General features: G+C 43.5%; 12 protein-coding genes and 1 pseudogene. 11 read left to right on the top strand and 2 right to left on the bottom strand.

Annotated elements, in window-relative coordinates; translation table 11 throughout:
* Positions 1–44 precede the first annotated feature (44 nt).
* The 7 genes and pseudogenes from RTN07_RS04430 (at position 45) to kdsB (ending at position 7,106) form a co-directional block, all read left to right on the top strand.
* Complete coding sequence (locus RTN07_RS04430) at positions 45–845, top strand: ParA family protein (protein ID WP_007116639.1); 801 nt, start codon at positions 45–47, stop codon at positions 843–845.
* Between the two features lie 178 nt (positions 846–1,023).
* Positions 1,024–2,187, top strand: coding sequence for a ParB/RepB/Spo0J family partition protein (locus tag RTN07_RS04425; RefSeq protein ID WP_007116638.1), 1,164 nt, complete (start codon positions 1,024–1,026; stop codon positions 2,185–2,187).
* A 63-nt stretch (positions 2,188–2,250) separates the two neighbouring features.
* A pseudogene (locus RTN07_RS04420) lies at positions 2,251–2,874 on the top strand (MotA/TolQ/ExbB proton channel family protein).
* Positions 2,875–2,904: 30 nt separating this feature from the next.
* Positions 2,905–3,360, top strand: a complete 456-nt coding sequence (locus tag RTN07_RS04415; protein WP_007116636.1) for an ExbD/TolR family protein — start codon at positions 2,905–2,907, stop codon at positions 3,358–3,360.
* 63 nt (positions 3,361–3,423) lie between these two features.
* Positions 3,424–5,187 carry a lipid A export permease/ATP-binding protein MsbA gene (gene msbA / locus RTN07_RS04410; protein WP_312176100.1) on the top strand — a complete coding sequence of 588 codons (1,764 nt, stop codon included), beginning with the start codon at positions 3,424–3,426 and terminating at the stop codon, positions 5,185–5,187.
* On the top strand, positions 5,187–6,290 hold the full coding sequence (gene lpxK, locus RTN07_RS04405; RefSeq protein WP_312176098.1) for a tetraacyldisaccharide 4'-kinase: 1,104 nt from the start codon (positions 5,187–5,189) through the stop codon (positions 6,288–6,290). The genes msbA and lpxK overlap by 1 nt, the downstream gene beginning before the upstream one ends.
* A 21-nt stretch (positions 6,291–6,311) precedes the next feature.
* Entirely contained in the window at positions 6,312–7,106 is a 795-nt protein-coding gene (gene kdsB / locus RTN07_RS04400; protein WP_159676297.1) for a 3-deoxy-manno-octulosonate cytidylyltransferase, read from the top strand.
* Positions 7,107–7,163: 57 nt separating this feature from the next.
* Here the strand turns inward: kdsB and RTN07_RS04395 are convergent, their stop codons facing one another.
* Both RTN07_RS04395 and RTN07_RS04390 read right to left on the bottom strand, forming a co-directional pair.
* Positions 7,164–8,165: an LLM class flavin-dependent oxidoreductase gene (locus tag RTN07_RS04395; protein WP_409455541.1), complete on the bottom strand. Its 1,002-nt coding sequence runs from the start codon at positions 8,163–8,165 to the stop codon at positions 7,164–7,166.
* 61 nt (positions 8,166–8,226) lie between these two features.
* Positions 8,227–9,153: a LysR substrate-binding domain-containing protein gene (locus RTN07_RS04390; RefSeq protein ID WP_062330529.1), complete on the bottom strand. Its 927-nt coding sequence runs from the start codon at positions 9,151–9,153 to the stop codon at positions 8,227–8,229.
* A gap of 543 nt (positions 9,154–9,696) precedes the next feature.
* Here RTN07_RS04390 and RTN07_RS04385 point away from each other — a divergent pair.
* Genes RTN07_RS04385 through RTN07_RS04370 form a run of 4 tightly spaced genes read left to right on the top strand, consistent with a single transcriptional unit; the run spans position 9,697 to position 14,319 of the window.
* Positions 9,697–11,295 carry an AmpG family muropeptide MFS transporter gene (locus RTN07_RS04385; protein WP_312176092.1) on the top strand — a complete coding sequence of 533 codons (1,599 nt, stop codon included), beginning with the start codon at positions 9,697–9,699 and terminating at the stop codon, positions 11,293–11,295.
* On the top strand, positions 11,288–12,142 hold the full coding sequence (gene prmC / locus RTN07_RS04380; RefSeq protein WP_312176089.1) for a peptide chain release factor N(5)-glutamine methyltransferase: 855 nt from the start codon (positions 11,288–11,290) through the stop codon (positions 12,140–12,142). The genes RTN07_RS04385 and prmC overlap by 8 nt, the downstream gene beginning before the upstream one ends.
* A gap of 55 nt (positions 12,143–12,197) precedes the next feature.
* Entirely contained in the window at positions 12,198–12,992 is a 795-nt protein-coding gene (locus RTN07_RS04375) for a HesA/MoeB/ThiF family protein (RefSeq protein WP_312176086.1), read from the top strand.
* 13 nt (positions 12,993–13,005) lie between these two features.
* The gene (locus RTN07_RS04370; protein ID WP_312176082.1) at positions 13,006–14,319 is read left to right on the top strand and encodes an ABC1 kinase family protein; all 1,314 of its coding nucleotides are present in this window, start codon (positions 13,006–13,008) and stop codon (positions 14,317–14,319) included.
* Positions 14,320–14,321 lie beyond the last annotated feature (2 nt).

Genomic DNA, 14,321 nt, shown 5'->3' with positions numbered 1-14,321 from the left:
ACTACAATTTTCAACCTTTTTATCAACACATTGCGAGACAGTTCATGGATATTTTAGCCATTGCTAATCAAAAAGGTGGGGTGGGCAAAACCACCACCGCGGTTAATTTGGCAAGTGCACTGGCACATCGCCGCAAAAAAGTTTTACTGATTGATTTGGATGCCCAAGGCAATGCGACCACGGCATCAGGACTGGATAAACGCGAGTTAGAGTACAGTATTGCTGATGTGCTGTTAGATGATTTGCCAATCCATGAGGCGATTGTCAAAACCGCAAATGGGTTTGATATTGTCGGTGCCAACAATGAATTGTCAGGCAGTGATTTGCATTTAAGTCAAAAGCCTGAAAACCATGCAATTTTGTCAAAAGCCATGCAGCAGCTCGCTGATATGCCTGCCAAAAACGGCCGCGCGACTAAGCCGTATGATTTTATCGTGATTGACTGCGCCCCGAGTTTAAGTTTACTTACCATCAATGCAATGTGTGCCACATCAGGGGTGATTATCCCGATGCAATGTGAATATTTTGCATTGGAAGGATTGGCGGATTTATCGCAAACCATTGAGCGTTTGAAGTCGCTAAACCCAAACTTGCATATCCGCGGTGTGCTAAGAACCATGTTTGATCCGCGCAATACCTTGGCAAATGATGTCTCTATGGAATTGATTGAGCATTTTGGTCCGATTTTATTTAATACCATTATTCCCCGTAATATTCGTCTAGCAGAAGCACCGGCGCACGGCATCCCTGCGCTTGATTATGAGATGAATTCAAAAGGCTCACAAGCGTATATTCGCCTTGCCAATGAAATTATCAAGCAAAGTCGCCAATTCCAACTTACCTAAATTAAACTGTTTAGGCACTTTCTTTGTTAATTTGTTGGCAAGTGCGCACCGACAAAAGCAATGAAACTATTTTTCAAGCTATGGCGAATCTGCTAAAATAGCCAGTTCAAAAATGGCGGCATTGGTTTAATTTTTTATCAGTCATTTTTAACTATTTAATGGCATTGGGAATTTCGACATGGTTAAAAAGCGTGGATTGGCATCAAATCGAGGACTTGATGCGTTACTCGGCTCAATCAAAACAGAAAAATTGATTACCGGTAATCTAATCGATGCGAGTGTTCGAGCCGCTGTCGATGACGCGAAAAGCGCTGAAAAACTAAATGCCAAATCGAGCGATGATGGGCAAAATGTCGCGGATGATGAATCAGCCGAAGCTAGCGACACTATAGCTGTAGCCAAAAAATCGCCTACAGCTGCGGTAACCCCCAAACCACTCACCCCAAAACCCGCCAAAACAGTAACGTCAAATACCGATAACACACCCATAAATAACGATGCCAATAATAATAGTAATGATAGTAGTAATGTGGCTGGGTTAAATTTGATGCATATCAACGTCGCGTATTTGCAGCGTGGCAAGTATCAGCCGCGCCTTGATTTGGACGAAGATGCCTTGCAAGAGCTGGCAACGTCTATCAAGCAACATGGCGTGATGCAGCCTATTGTGATTCGACCCTTAGCCAAAGTATTGCCCAATTCCCCGATTACCCATGAAATTATCGCGGGTGAACGTCGCTGGCGTGCGGCGCAAATTGCAGGTTTAACCCATATACCCGCCATCATGCGCCCAATGTCAGATGACTTGGCCATCGCTTTGGCATTGATTGAAAATATACAACGGGAAGATTTGAGCGTCATGGAACAGGCTGCCGCATTGCAGCGTTTTCATGATGAATTTGGCATGAGTCATTCGCAAATTGCGGATGTGGTCGGTAAGGCAAGAACAACGGTTTCTAATTTGTTGCGTTTGAACCAATTACATGACGATGTCAAACAAGCGTTAAATGAAGGGCAAATGGATATGGGGCATGCCAGGGCATTATTGGCGCTGTCGCCCAAACAGCAGCCTGTTATTGCCAAAAAAATTATACAAGGTCAACTGACCGTCCGTCAGACTGAAGCCTTAGTCAAAGACATTTTAAATCCAAAAGCGCCGACACAAAGCCAAGAAATTGATTATGATAGGCTGCGACTGAACCAACACCTCTCTGAACAACTCGGTGCCGTGGTAAAAATCAAAGGCTCTTCAAAAGGAAAGGGGAGTATTGAGATATTTTTTCACAATGAAGAGGAATTACAAGCTTTGATTGTGCAGTTTCAGTCGCAACTTGAGCATTAATCTTGCGCATTAGATTAGTTTTCTCAATTTATTAGTCATTGACATGCAAAGGCAGTATAACCGATGTGGGAATTAGTTAAAGCAGGCGGTTGGTTGATGTGGCCCATTGTCCTATGTTCGATTTTGATGTTAATTATCATCATTGAGCGCGCGATAAAACTTAAAGCCAGTACAGTGACACCCGCTCATCTGCGTGAACAATTGATGCAGCATTTGATTGAGCAGGGCGACATTGATCGTGAATCGCTTGAGAATGTCAAACTCAATTCGCCTTTGGGTGATATCCTCGCTTCTGGACTCATGAATCGCCAGCATGGGATTGATTCAATGACCATGCATATGGAAAACCGAGCCAGTATCACCATCCACCAATTAGAAAAACATATCAATATGCTGGGTACCATCGGTGCTATCGCCCCATTGTTGGGTCTTCTAGGTACTGTACTGGGGATTATTTCATCCTTCTTAGCGATTACCGAAGGCGCAATGTAAGATCCGACCATGCTGGCAGCTGGCGTATCACAAGCGCTGATTACCACAGCAGGGGGTATGCTGGTCGCGATACCTGCGGTGATGGCGTACCGTATTTTTCAGCGCCGTATCATTGATATCAATGCCGCGTTTGAACAAGAAGCGGGTTTGATGATGCAAGAACTACTGGACAATGGTCTAATCACGCCTCGTTAAGGGCGTATAGCTGCGTAAAAGAGTCAACCCATGCGATTTCGTAAACCCACGGTCGAACCTTTAGAAATCAATCTTACCCCAATGATTGATTGCTTGCTGTTTTTGATTGTTTTTCTACTGCTGTCGACCACCTTTAACCATTTTAGCAAACTCAATATCATTTTGCCGCAAGCAGAGGGCGTGCCGATTACTGAGAAAAGCAAACGCATTGAAATCGCGGTGCAAAAAGATGGTAGCTATTTGGTCAATGGCATTGCTTTATCTGGCAATGGCGAAGCTGAGTTGACGGCAATGATCCGTCAAGAAGCGGGTGAAGACCGAAAGCAGCTATTTGTTATCTCCGCCGATGCCGATACCAGTCACCAATCGGTGGTTAAAGTGATGGATATAGCGGGTAAAATGGGCTTTATGAATTTAAATATCAGTACTGTGATACCTGTCACTTCGCTCGATAGTAATATTGCCCCAGCGCCAGATGTCAAATAATTTTTATGGTTCAATTTACTGATACAATAGCTGTTAAGTCGTTCTTTTATATATTGAGATGCCATGACCGTTTCAAAACCTTCCAATGCTCACCCACGTTGGCAGACCTATCGAAGATTGCTAGGTTATCTCAAGCCGTATTGGTGGGCGATGACGCTAGTCGTCATTGGCTTTACCTTAAATGCAGGCACCGAAGTAGGCATTGCCAAGCTAGTCAAATTCATTATTGATGCGATTAATGAACGTGATCAAGCGCATATCAATCTTTTTCCAGCCTTAATCGTATTGTTGTTTGTACTGCGAGGACTTAGCTCATTTTTGGGTAATTACTTTAGCGCAGTGATTTCACGCAATGTCGTCTATCAGCTGCGTATGCAAGTGTTTTCAAAATTGCTCAGATTACCTAGCCAATTTTATCTTAACCACAATGCCGGTCAGATTTCTGCAAAATTAATCTTTGATGTCGAGCAAGTGACTGCGGCGGGTACTGATACGCTCAAAACCTTGTTACGCGATGGTCTGACCGTGATTGGGTTGTTGGCGTTTTTGCTTTACAGTAATTGGAAATTAAGCCTGTCGTTGTTTGTGGTATTGCCGCCGATTTTATTGTTAGTCGGTAAAGCCAGTAAACGCTTTCGCAAGCTGTCGCGCGGTATTCAAAAATCCATGGGCGAGGTCAGTCATATTACCAATGAAGTCATCACAGGCTACCAAGTGGTCAAAAATTATGGCGGTCAGCAAAATGAGCTGACGCGGTTTAACAACGCTTCTTTAACCAATCTTAAACAAGGCCTAAAGGTGGTGGTGACCAATAGCATCAATACCCCATTAATTCAATTATTGATGGCGTGTGCGATGGCGGTGGTGGTATGGATTGCATTAAGACCGAACGTATTAGGTGATACCACCGCAGGCGAGTTTATCGCTTATATCAGTGCGGCAGGGCTACTGAGCAAACCCGTGCGCTCGTTGACCGATATCAACCAAGGCTTGCAAAAGGGTTTGGCGGCGGCGGATTCTATATTTGAGATGCTCGATGAAGCCGAAGAAAAAGACACAGGCAAGGTTGAAAAAACTCTGAGTGGTAAAATAGTACTTAACGACCTAAGCGTCACTTTTGAGGATGGCAAACAAGCGCTCAACAACGTAAATTTGGTGGTCAATCCCGGCGAAACCGTGGCGTTAATCGGTAGAAGTGGCGCAGGTAAAACCACGCTAGTCAACTGTCTGATGCGCGCGCTAGAACCCACAAAGGGCAATATTTATCTTGACGATGTCGCTATCGAAGATTTGACATTACATTCACTGCGTAGTCAGATTGCCAGTGTCAACCAACAAGTGGTACTGTTTGATACCTCTATCTATAACAATATCGCCTATGGAGAATTATCTAACCGAACCTCGGAGCAAGTGATTGATGCTGCAAAATCAGCCTTTGCGCACGATTTTATCATGCAGTTGCCGCAGGGTTACCAATCAAAGATTGGCTCACAGGGTCTGCAGTTATCTGGCGGACAACGCCAACGCTTATCCATTGCACGCGCCCTGCTAAAAGATGCGCCTATCTTGATTTTAGATGAAGCCACCAGCGCGCTAGATAATGAATCAGAATTTTATATCCAAAAAGCGCTGGAGCGCGTCATGCATGGCAGAACTACCATCGTTATCGCGCACCGATTAACGACCATCCAAAATGCCGATAAAATCGTGGTCATGGATAAAGGTGAAATTATTGAAGTCGGTACTCACGACAGTTTGCTAGCCGCGCAAGGTACGTATGCCAAGTTGTATGAGCGTCATTTTGAAGAGGACATATTGTCAAGCTAATGCAACAAACTCTACTACAGGCGTGGCGCAACAAATCCCTCTGGCTATGGGTGTTATTGCCCGTGTCTTGGTTGTATGGATTGGTTTTTTGGCTCAATAAAACTATTTATCGATTAGGGCTAAAACCCGTTTATTATCCCAACGTGCCCGTCATTGTAATGGGCAATATCACGGTTGGCGGTAGCGGTAAGACACCGCTAATCATTGCGGTGGTAACTTACCTGCAGCAAAAAGGGCTGACGGTCGGCGTCATCAGTCGTGGCTATGGCGGACAAGCCAAGCTGATGCCTTGTATCGTGACAGCGAATTCAAAGCCCAGTGACGTTGGTGATGAGCCGTGTCTGATTGTACAGCGTACAGGTGTGCCAATGGCAGTCTGTCCCAACCGTGGTCAGGCAATTGAGTTATTGCTTGAGCAATTCCCAAGCATTCAACTTATTTTGGCGGATGATGGACTGCAACATTTTGCCTTGGATAGAGATGAAAACTGGATTGTCGTCGATGCCGATCGCGGCTTTGGTAACCGCCAGCTATTGCCCACAGGCTTTCTGCGCGAACCGATTAAACGCCTGTATCAGCCCAATACCACTGTCATATTTCACCAAAGTGATTGGCAGGATGCGCAGGCTTTAACCCATTTCTCAAATAGCCTAAGCAAAAATAATCATAGCATATCACCCGATGTTCGTATGCGTTTGCTACAAAAACCATTAGAACCTTTATTTAAAACACCTTTATTTAAAACACCTTTGCAAAATAGCTTACCTGCCCAACAAGTGATTGCCATGACAGGGATTGGATTGCCGCAGCGTTTTTTTAATAGCCTAAGCCAAATAGGGTTTGACATCATACCGATGCCATTGAATGACCATCACACTTATAGTTTTCAAGATTTTGCCAACTTGCCAAAGTTACCGATTATCGTCACCGATAAGGATGCGGTCAAATTGCGTGTTTTGTTCGCCCAAGGTCATGAGAAAAATGATATTGTAACAAACATCTGGGTGTTACCGGTAGAAGCCGAATTATCAGCCGCCTTTTATGCGTTAATCGACCGACAAATCGGTAAATTGGTTGCCCTAGCTGACAATGCTGACAATTAAAAAACTTGTAGGAAATACAATATGTTAAAACATTTGGTCATACCAGCCCGTCTAAAAAGTACCCGACTGCCCAACAAACCGCTATTAGAAATTCATGGTAAGCCGATGATTCTATGGGTGATTGATCGTGCCAATGCGGTGAAATCGGCGGGAATTGCCGATGATATTTTTGTGGCAACCGATGATGATAGCATCGCTAAACTGTGTCAAGACTATGGGGCAAATGTCATCATGACTGACCCCAATCATGCGTCTGGCACTGATAGGCTTGCTGAAGTAGCTAGACTTAAGCAGTGGTCAACTGAAGATATCGTGATTAATATGCAAGGCGATGAACCACTCGTGCCTGCAGGACTCATCAAACAAGTGACTGAGCTTCTGCTACAAAAAAAAGATTGCGTGATGGCGACTTTGGCTGAACCCATCCAAAGCGTTGAAGAGTTTTTACGGCCATCGGTGGTCAAAGTTGTCAAAAATGCCCACAAGGAAGCCTTGTATTTTAGCCGAGCGCCGATTCCTTGCGATCGCCATACAGCATTGTTGACTGACCAGCCAATCAGTGATGAAAATAGCGCGCCAAAAAACGCTTACCGACACCTAGGCATTTATGCTTATCGGGTCAGTTTGTTACAGCAATTTAGTGTTTGGCAGCAAGGCGAGCTAGAGCAGCTTGAATCATTGGAGCAATTGCGTATTTTGGAGCAAGGCATGCGTATCGCCATTGATATCGCTTCAGAATTGTTGCCGCCCGGTGTAGACACGCAAGAGGATTTGGATCGGCTCAATGAGTTGGCTTTATCAGAATTATTGAAATAATAAAAAAGCCCAAGTTAATCTTGGGCTTTTTTATGGTTTGCGTTTTTATGGTTTTGATTAGCTGTTTAAGCTAAATAAATCAAGCGATTTCACCAAAGATAAGGAGTTGAGGCGGGCTTGTTGGTCATAAATATTACAAGTGACAATCAATTCATCAGGGCGGATAGTCTCAAGAAAATGGTCAAGTTTTGGTTTGACACTATCAGGTGTACCGACAAACGAAATTGCTAATGACGATTCAACCATGTATTTCTCTGCAGATGTCCAAAAAGCATCAATATTCTCAATCGGTTTTGGCATTTGTGAGGGTTTACCACGGCGCAAATTGACGAAACTTTGCTGGGCTGAGGTGAATTGGTAAGCGGCTTCCTCATCGGTATCGGCCAATAGCAAGTTACTTGCTACCATCACATAAGGTTGTTGCAAATGGCTAGAGGGCTTGAAATTCTCACGGTACAATGTCACCGCTTGCGATAACATCTGCGGCGCAAAATGAGACGCAAATACATAAGGCAACCCTAATGCAGCGGCAAGACTGGCGCCAAATAAGGACGACCCTAAAATCCACACAGGAACATTTAAGCCATTAGCCGGCATGGCAGTCACTGTCTGACCATCGAGTGGGTCAAAATAATGCATCAGCTCTTGCACATCTTGCGGGAAGTTTTCGGCATCATTCATGGTGCGGCGCAAGGCACGGAAGGTTGCCCCATCCGTACCAGGGGCACGGCCGACGCCAAGATCGATACGTTCGCCATACAAAGTGGCTAACGTACCAAACTGTTCTGCGACCACTAACGGCGCATGGTTAGGCAACATGATACCACCCGAGCCAATTCGAATCGTTGAGGTGTGAGCGCCAATGTGAGCTAGCAACACACTGGTTGCAGTACTGGCAATGCCGCGCATGTTGTGGTGCTCAGCCAGCCAATAGCGGTTAAAACCTACTTGTTCGGCAGTTTGGGCAACAGTCACCGCTTGCTTAAGCGCGTTTTTAGCGTCACTCCCTTCAGGTACAGGAACAAGGTCTAAAAATGAAATAGGGATTTGTTTGGTCATCATTATAGTCATCATAAAAAGAATAGTAGTCCCTTTATAATGGCGAATCCAAAAAAATCAATCACCCAAATTGTTGCTGACAAATATCAATGAAAGCTTTGCCAAAATTACGGATATCGCCATCGACACGGGTGGCTATCCACGTCACATGTTTTCCAAAAATCTTCGTTGGAATTTTGACAAGATTGCGATAATGCTGACCTTCAAATGCCATTTCAGCAATCGTGCCCACGCCCATACCAATACCGACATAGGTACTAATCACATCGGCATCCAAAGCAGTAAGTACAATATTAGGCGTCAGCTGTGCCGCGCTAAAGGCTCTATCAATCGCACCACGGCCCGTAAAACCGCCGTGATAAGTGATAATCGGATATTTCGCTAAGGTTTGGATATCAATCTCAGTGCGACTCTCAAGCTCATGTCCCACTGGCACAATAACATGATGATACCAATCATAATAGCGAATACAGTGTAGATTATCGTGCGCAAGCAGCGATTCAGTTGCGATGCCAATGTCAGCTTGACCTTGTGCCACCATATTGGCAATCGACTCGGGGTCAGCTTGATGTAAAATCAGATGGACATTGGGAAATTGTTGTTTAAAGCGCTGTACCACCCAAGGCAACACATAACGTGCTTGGGTATGGGTCGTGGCAATTGACAACTCACCCTGATGGGGATTTTGAAAATCTAAAGTTAAATTTTCAATCGACCTTACTTCCACAAAGATTTTCTCAATATGCGGCAGTAGCAGCTCCCCGATAGGAGAGAGACCCACCAATCGCTTACCCTGCCGCACAAAAACTTCTGCTCGAAGCTGACTTTCGAGCGCGGCAATATGCTTACTCAGACTGGATTGACTGGTATGTAATACTTTGGCGGCTTGGCTCAAATTGTAATTATTAATCACAGTCTGCCAAACGGTTTCAAGTTGTTTGAGTTGGATTTGTAAATAACGTTGATTGATGACAACATTGATTGCCATAAAATGACCTTAATAAAAAAACGAATAAAAAAACGAAATAAAATGCTCGTTATATGAGCTTGGTTGAACTTAAATATTAACAAAACTAGGCATTACCGCCATATCTGTGTTAGACACCGCGCCTGCCATGCTACTATCGACTACAGATATGCTTTTAATATCAGGTACCGTGACATGATAGGCATTATTTTGCTGATAGATAGCAATCGGCTATTGCATAATTTGCCTCAAAGCCGCTAACAAAAAAGTTGAAAGTCACTGCAGGCTGCTAAGTATAGCATATTACCATAAAATAGCAGGTTCAAAACCTAGCTGCTTACGTCAGGCATATTTAATAGGCTTAAAATTTAAAAAATTGATTAATGTGACAAGTCTGCAAACATTGACTGAGTCATTGATTCAGTTGTATTGCCGCCTTGTTTCAGATATCGACGTTTCAGACAGCCATAATAATTTTAGTTTGTCTACACCTAGAAAACCGCTACAATAGCAAGATTTTAATGAAGTTTTGTGGTAAATCGTGCGTGACGAGTGAGAGGTAACATGGAAATATCAAAACAACCTGTGTCAAACGACCAAGCAGCGCTACCAAGCGAAAGCTCAACAGGCACAAAAAAGTCTTGGGGCGAAGCCATCAAAGCCTATATGGACAAGCGCGCTTGGGTGATGTTGCTATTGGGTTTTTCTTCAGGTTTACCTTATCTATTGATATTTTCTAGTTTATCAATTTGGCTCAAAGAAGCAGGATTTGATATCAAAATTATCACCATGTTTAGTTGGGCGATGCTGGGATACTCGTTTAAGTTTGTTTGGTCGCCCCTCGTCAATGCCGTGCCGATTCCGTTGTTAACTAAAATGCTAGGACAACGCCGTAGTTGGCTGGTTGTGGCACAAATTGTGGTCGCCTTTGCAATTTTCATGCTTGGTAGTTTTAATCCCACCAGTGATGTTGTACTCGATTATATGGCATTTTTTGCCGTGTTATTAGGTTTTTCAGCGGCGACACAAGACATCGTGATTGATGCCTATCGCATTGAAATTGCTGAAAAATCTATGCAGCCCGTACTCTCTGGTATGTTTATGGCAGGCTATCGCATTGGTCTGATTGTTGCAGGGGCAGGGGCGCTGTTTTTGGCAGAATATTTTGGCTCGACCAAAGCCACTTACAACTACGCTGCTTGGCAACAAACCTATTATATTATGGCCTCTTTGATGCTCATAGGGGTTGTCACCACCCTTTTGATTAAAGAACCCACCGTCACCCGTGTGCAGCATGAACGCCCGATGTCGGATTATTTTCAACTGTTTTTACTATTTTTAATTTCAGTGATTGCGCTGATTGCCAGTTTTATTGGCATCGGTCATGTGCTTCCAGCGACTGAGTCAAAGTTTTTGGGCTTTATTTATGAGAGTATTAAATTTATTGGCGCTGTGGTTATCGCCATTGGCACCGCTTTAGTGTTATTAAAAGCCAAAATCATTAAAAAGCAAGTCGCGGTTGACATGTGGGTCGCGCCGATTCAAGACTTTTTCATTCGTTATGGTAAAAAAGCCGTGTGGCTGATTTTATTGATAGGCTTGTATCGTATTTCAGATATTGTGGCAGGTACGACGTCAAACTTGTTTTATGTCAATTTAGGCTTTAGCAAAACCGATATCGCCTTGGCGGTCAAAACCTTTGGTATGGGAATGTCAATTGTAGGCGGTATTCTAGGCGGTTTGCTTGCCGAGCGTTTTAAAATCATGAACGCTATGTTGATTGGTGCTATTTTAGCTTCAGCCAGTAATTTATTGTTTGTGATTTTAGCGGGCAAGGGACATGATTTTTTTTATATGTACTCAGCGGTGATGTTTGATAATCTCGCATCAGGTCTAGCAAGTGCTATCTTCGTCGCCTTTTTATCGGTATTGACCAATATTCGCTTTAGCATGGTACAGTATGCACTGCTTAGTTCATTGATGACGTTAACACCAAAGATTTTAGGTGGCTACTCAGGTGCGATGGTAGAAACCATGGGGTATCCTGCTTTCTTCACCTTTACTGCACTGATTGGCATTCCTGTGCTGTTGTTGATTTATATGGTAGATAAGCATGTGATGAGCCAAGATGCGACAATAAGCGATAACATCACCCATGAATAATCCAGTATCATCTTACACTATTCAATCATTGTTGGCTGTACCAAGCACGGTTGAAAAACACCTCCGCAAACAGTTACTGGGTGAGTATCTTCATGTAGGGCAGACTTATCTGATTACTCATGATAGCGAAATGGTAACTGCAGCAATAGCTACTCAATATTTTGCAGCGCTAGATGAGTTGATAGCCGGTAAACCATTCGCTTATGTGCTAGGTAAACAAAGTTTTTGGCAGCATGAGTTTTTAGTCAACCAGCATACTTTAATACCGCGTCCTGATACCGAAAGGTTGATAGAAGCAGTGCTTAATCATCATAAAAATAGCCTAAGCAAACCAATGAATATTTTGGATTTAGGCACGGGGTCAGGTTGTATTGCCATCACGCTGGCGGACGAATTTGAAAATTCATCCGTTAGCGCAGTGGATAAGTCGCCTGAGGCGCTAAAGGTAGCAGCACAAAATGCTAAAAGACTAGGGGTTAATAATATCGCGTTTTTTGAAGGCAGTTGGTATGAACCCTTTATGACAGTTAATGCAGATGAAAGCAATAAATTTGATATCATCGTATCTAATCCACCTTATATCGATCCCAACGATCCCCACTTGGCAGGCTTAACCGATGAGCCTATTAGCGCGCTAATCGCGGATAATAAGGGTATGGCGGATATCTGTCATATTGTCAAAACTGCGCCACAATTTTTACAGCCTCATGGGTTATTAGCAATTGAACATGGGTATGATCAGGGCGAACAGGTTAGGGGCGTGTTTTTGTCAAATGGCTTTGGCGATGTAATCACCGTCAAAGACTATGGGCACAATGACCGAGTAACGCTGGGTGTACTAAATTAGTGTACTAAATTAATGGGCTAAAATAGCCTAAGTAAATATGTGAAATTTAACAACTATGTCAGAACAAACAGAATTAACCGATGCAGAAATGCTACGCTATGCCCGCCAAATATTGCTAGAAGGGTGGGATATAGAAGCACAAACGCGGCTAAAAAATAGCTGTGCGATTATTATTGGCATGGGCGGGCTAGGCTGCCCACTTGCAGAGACCTTGTGCCGTGCTGGCATTGGCAAAATGCTTATTATTGACGATGATACGATTGATGAGAGCAATCTGCAGCGGCAGTCGTTGTTTACCCCTAACGATATCAGTCAATCTAAAGCGCTGGTAGCCAAAGCTAAATTACATGAAATCAATGCATTTTGTGATGTTATCGCCATACAAGCACGTTTAACAGCAGATAATTATCAACAAATGGTTGAACAAGCGAAAATAAATAGCCTAAGCAAATTAATCTGTGATTGCACAGATAACTTCAAAGCACGAGACCTCATTAATACCATCGCTGTCAAGTCAAATTTGTCACTATTATCAGCCTCTGCCATTACGCAAACCGGGCAACTGGCATTATTTACGCCACAGCAGGGTTGCTATCATTGCTTATTTCAAGGGGCAGGAGATGATGAGCAAACGTGTGCCACTAGCGGCGTGCTTGCCAGTACTACCCAAATTATCGGCAACCTTCAAGCCCAAGCGGCTTTAAGTTTTTTGGGACTCGGTATCAATCCTATAGCGCAAACGTTATTGCTATGGAACGGCAAAACCATGAATCTTAAAAAACTTCACTATCGTAAAGACGCGAACTGCGAGATTTGTAGCCAACCATCGGCTATCACAGACGTAATGTAAACTAGAGTTAATCATGCAAAAAAATCACTTTTTGAAAAAATCCTTAAATGTCATTCAGCGGGTTGGGAAGACGGCAACTGTGGCTGGCAAAGCAGGGCTGCGCATCGCCCAAGGCGAAAAAATGACCCCAACGCTGCTGCGCCAAAGCTTTGAAGAGTTGGGTACTACCTATATCAAAATCGGTCAGTTTATTGCCAGTACCCCGTCCATCTTTCCCCGCGAATATGTGACAGTATTTCAAGGCTGTCTGGATCAAACCACGCCCATGCCTTATAGCTATATTGAAGGCGTCTTAAGAGAGGAACTGGAAAAAGATGGACAGACATTGGAAGATATTTTTCAAAGTATTGAGGTCAAACCGCTAGCCTCTGCATCCATCGCCCAAGTCCACAGTGCTATTTTAAAAAATGGCGATAATGTGGTGTTAAAAGTGCAAAAACCTGAAGTAGATACCATTATTCAAACCGATTTAGGCATGATGGTTGGGGTGACTAAATTGATTGACAGTATTGCACCGTCACTAAAATTTGCCAGTATTTCACCCATTATTGATGAAATCCGTTTGCGCATGGCAGCAGAAACGGACTTCTTACAAGAAGCCAAAAACATTGATGATTTCCAAGATTTTTTGAAAAAAACTGACAATCATAAAGTAGTCGCGCCCGATGTTTATCATGATATCAGTACCAAAAAAGTACTTGTCATGACCCGGTTTTTTGGGGTGTCGATGATTGACGATGCCGCCATGCGTCAATATTGCAAGTACCCAGCACAGGTGATGACAGATACTTTAAACACGTGGTTTTCTAGCTTGATGCTGTGCAATAGTTTTCATGCTGATTTGCACGCAGGTAATTTGATGTTGTTGACTGATGGTCGTATTGGCTTTATTGATTTTGGGATTGTAGGCAAACTTGAACCCAAAGCCTGGCAAGCCAGTATGGGCATGATGGATAGTTTTGCTAAAGAAGACTATCGGGGCATGGCGCATTATATGGTTGAAATGGATATGACCCATGCGCGAGAGCAAGTCAATGTCGATGTCCTTGCCCAAGATCTTGAATCAGTGATGAAAAAAATCTTGGCGGAAGATAGTTTGTTTATGGGAAAAACCATTGACCAAACCATGCCAAACCGCTTAAAAGATCATACTGATGAAATCAATCAAATGTTGCTTGAAATGGTGGAAGTCGGTAAACGCCATGGTATTCACTTCCCAAGAGATTTTGCGCTACTGACCAAGCAACTGTTATATTTTGACCGTTTTATGAAAGTACTTGCCCCTGAAATGGATATGTTTCATGATGCGCGGATTAAAATGGCATAAAC

This window comes from Moraxella sp. CTOTU46934 (assembly GCF_031979465.1).
GTDB lineage: Bacteria > Pseudomonadota > Gammaproteobacteria > Pseudomonadales > Moraxellaceae > Faucicola > Faucicola tetraodonis.
The sequence above is the reverse complement of the archived record's forward strand: the minus strand, read 5'-3'. Positions and strand labels throughout refer to the sequence as shown.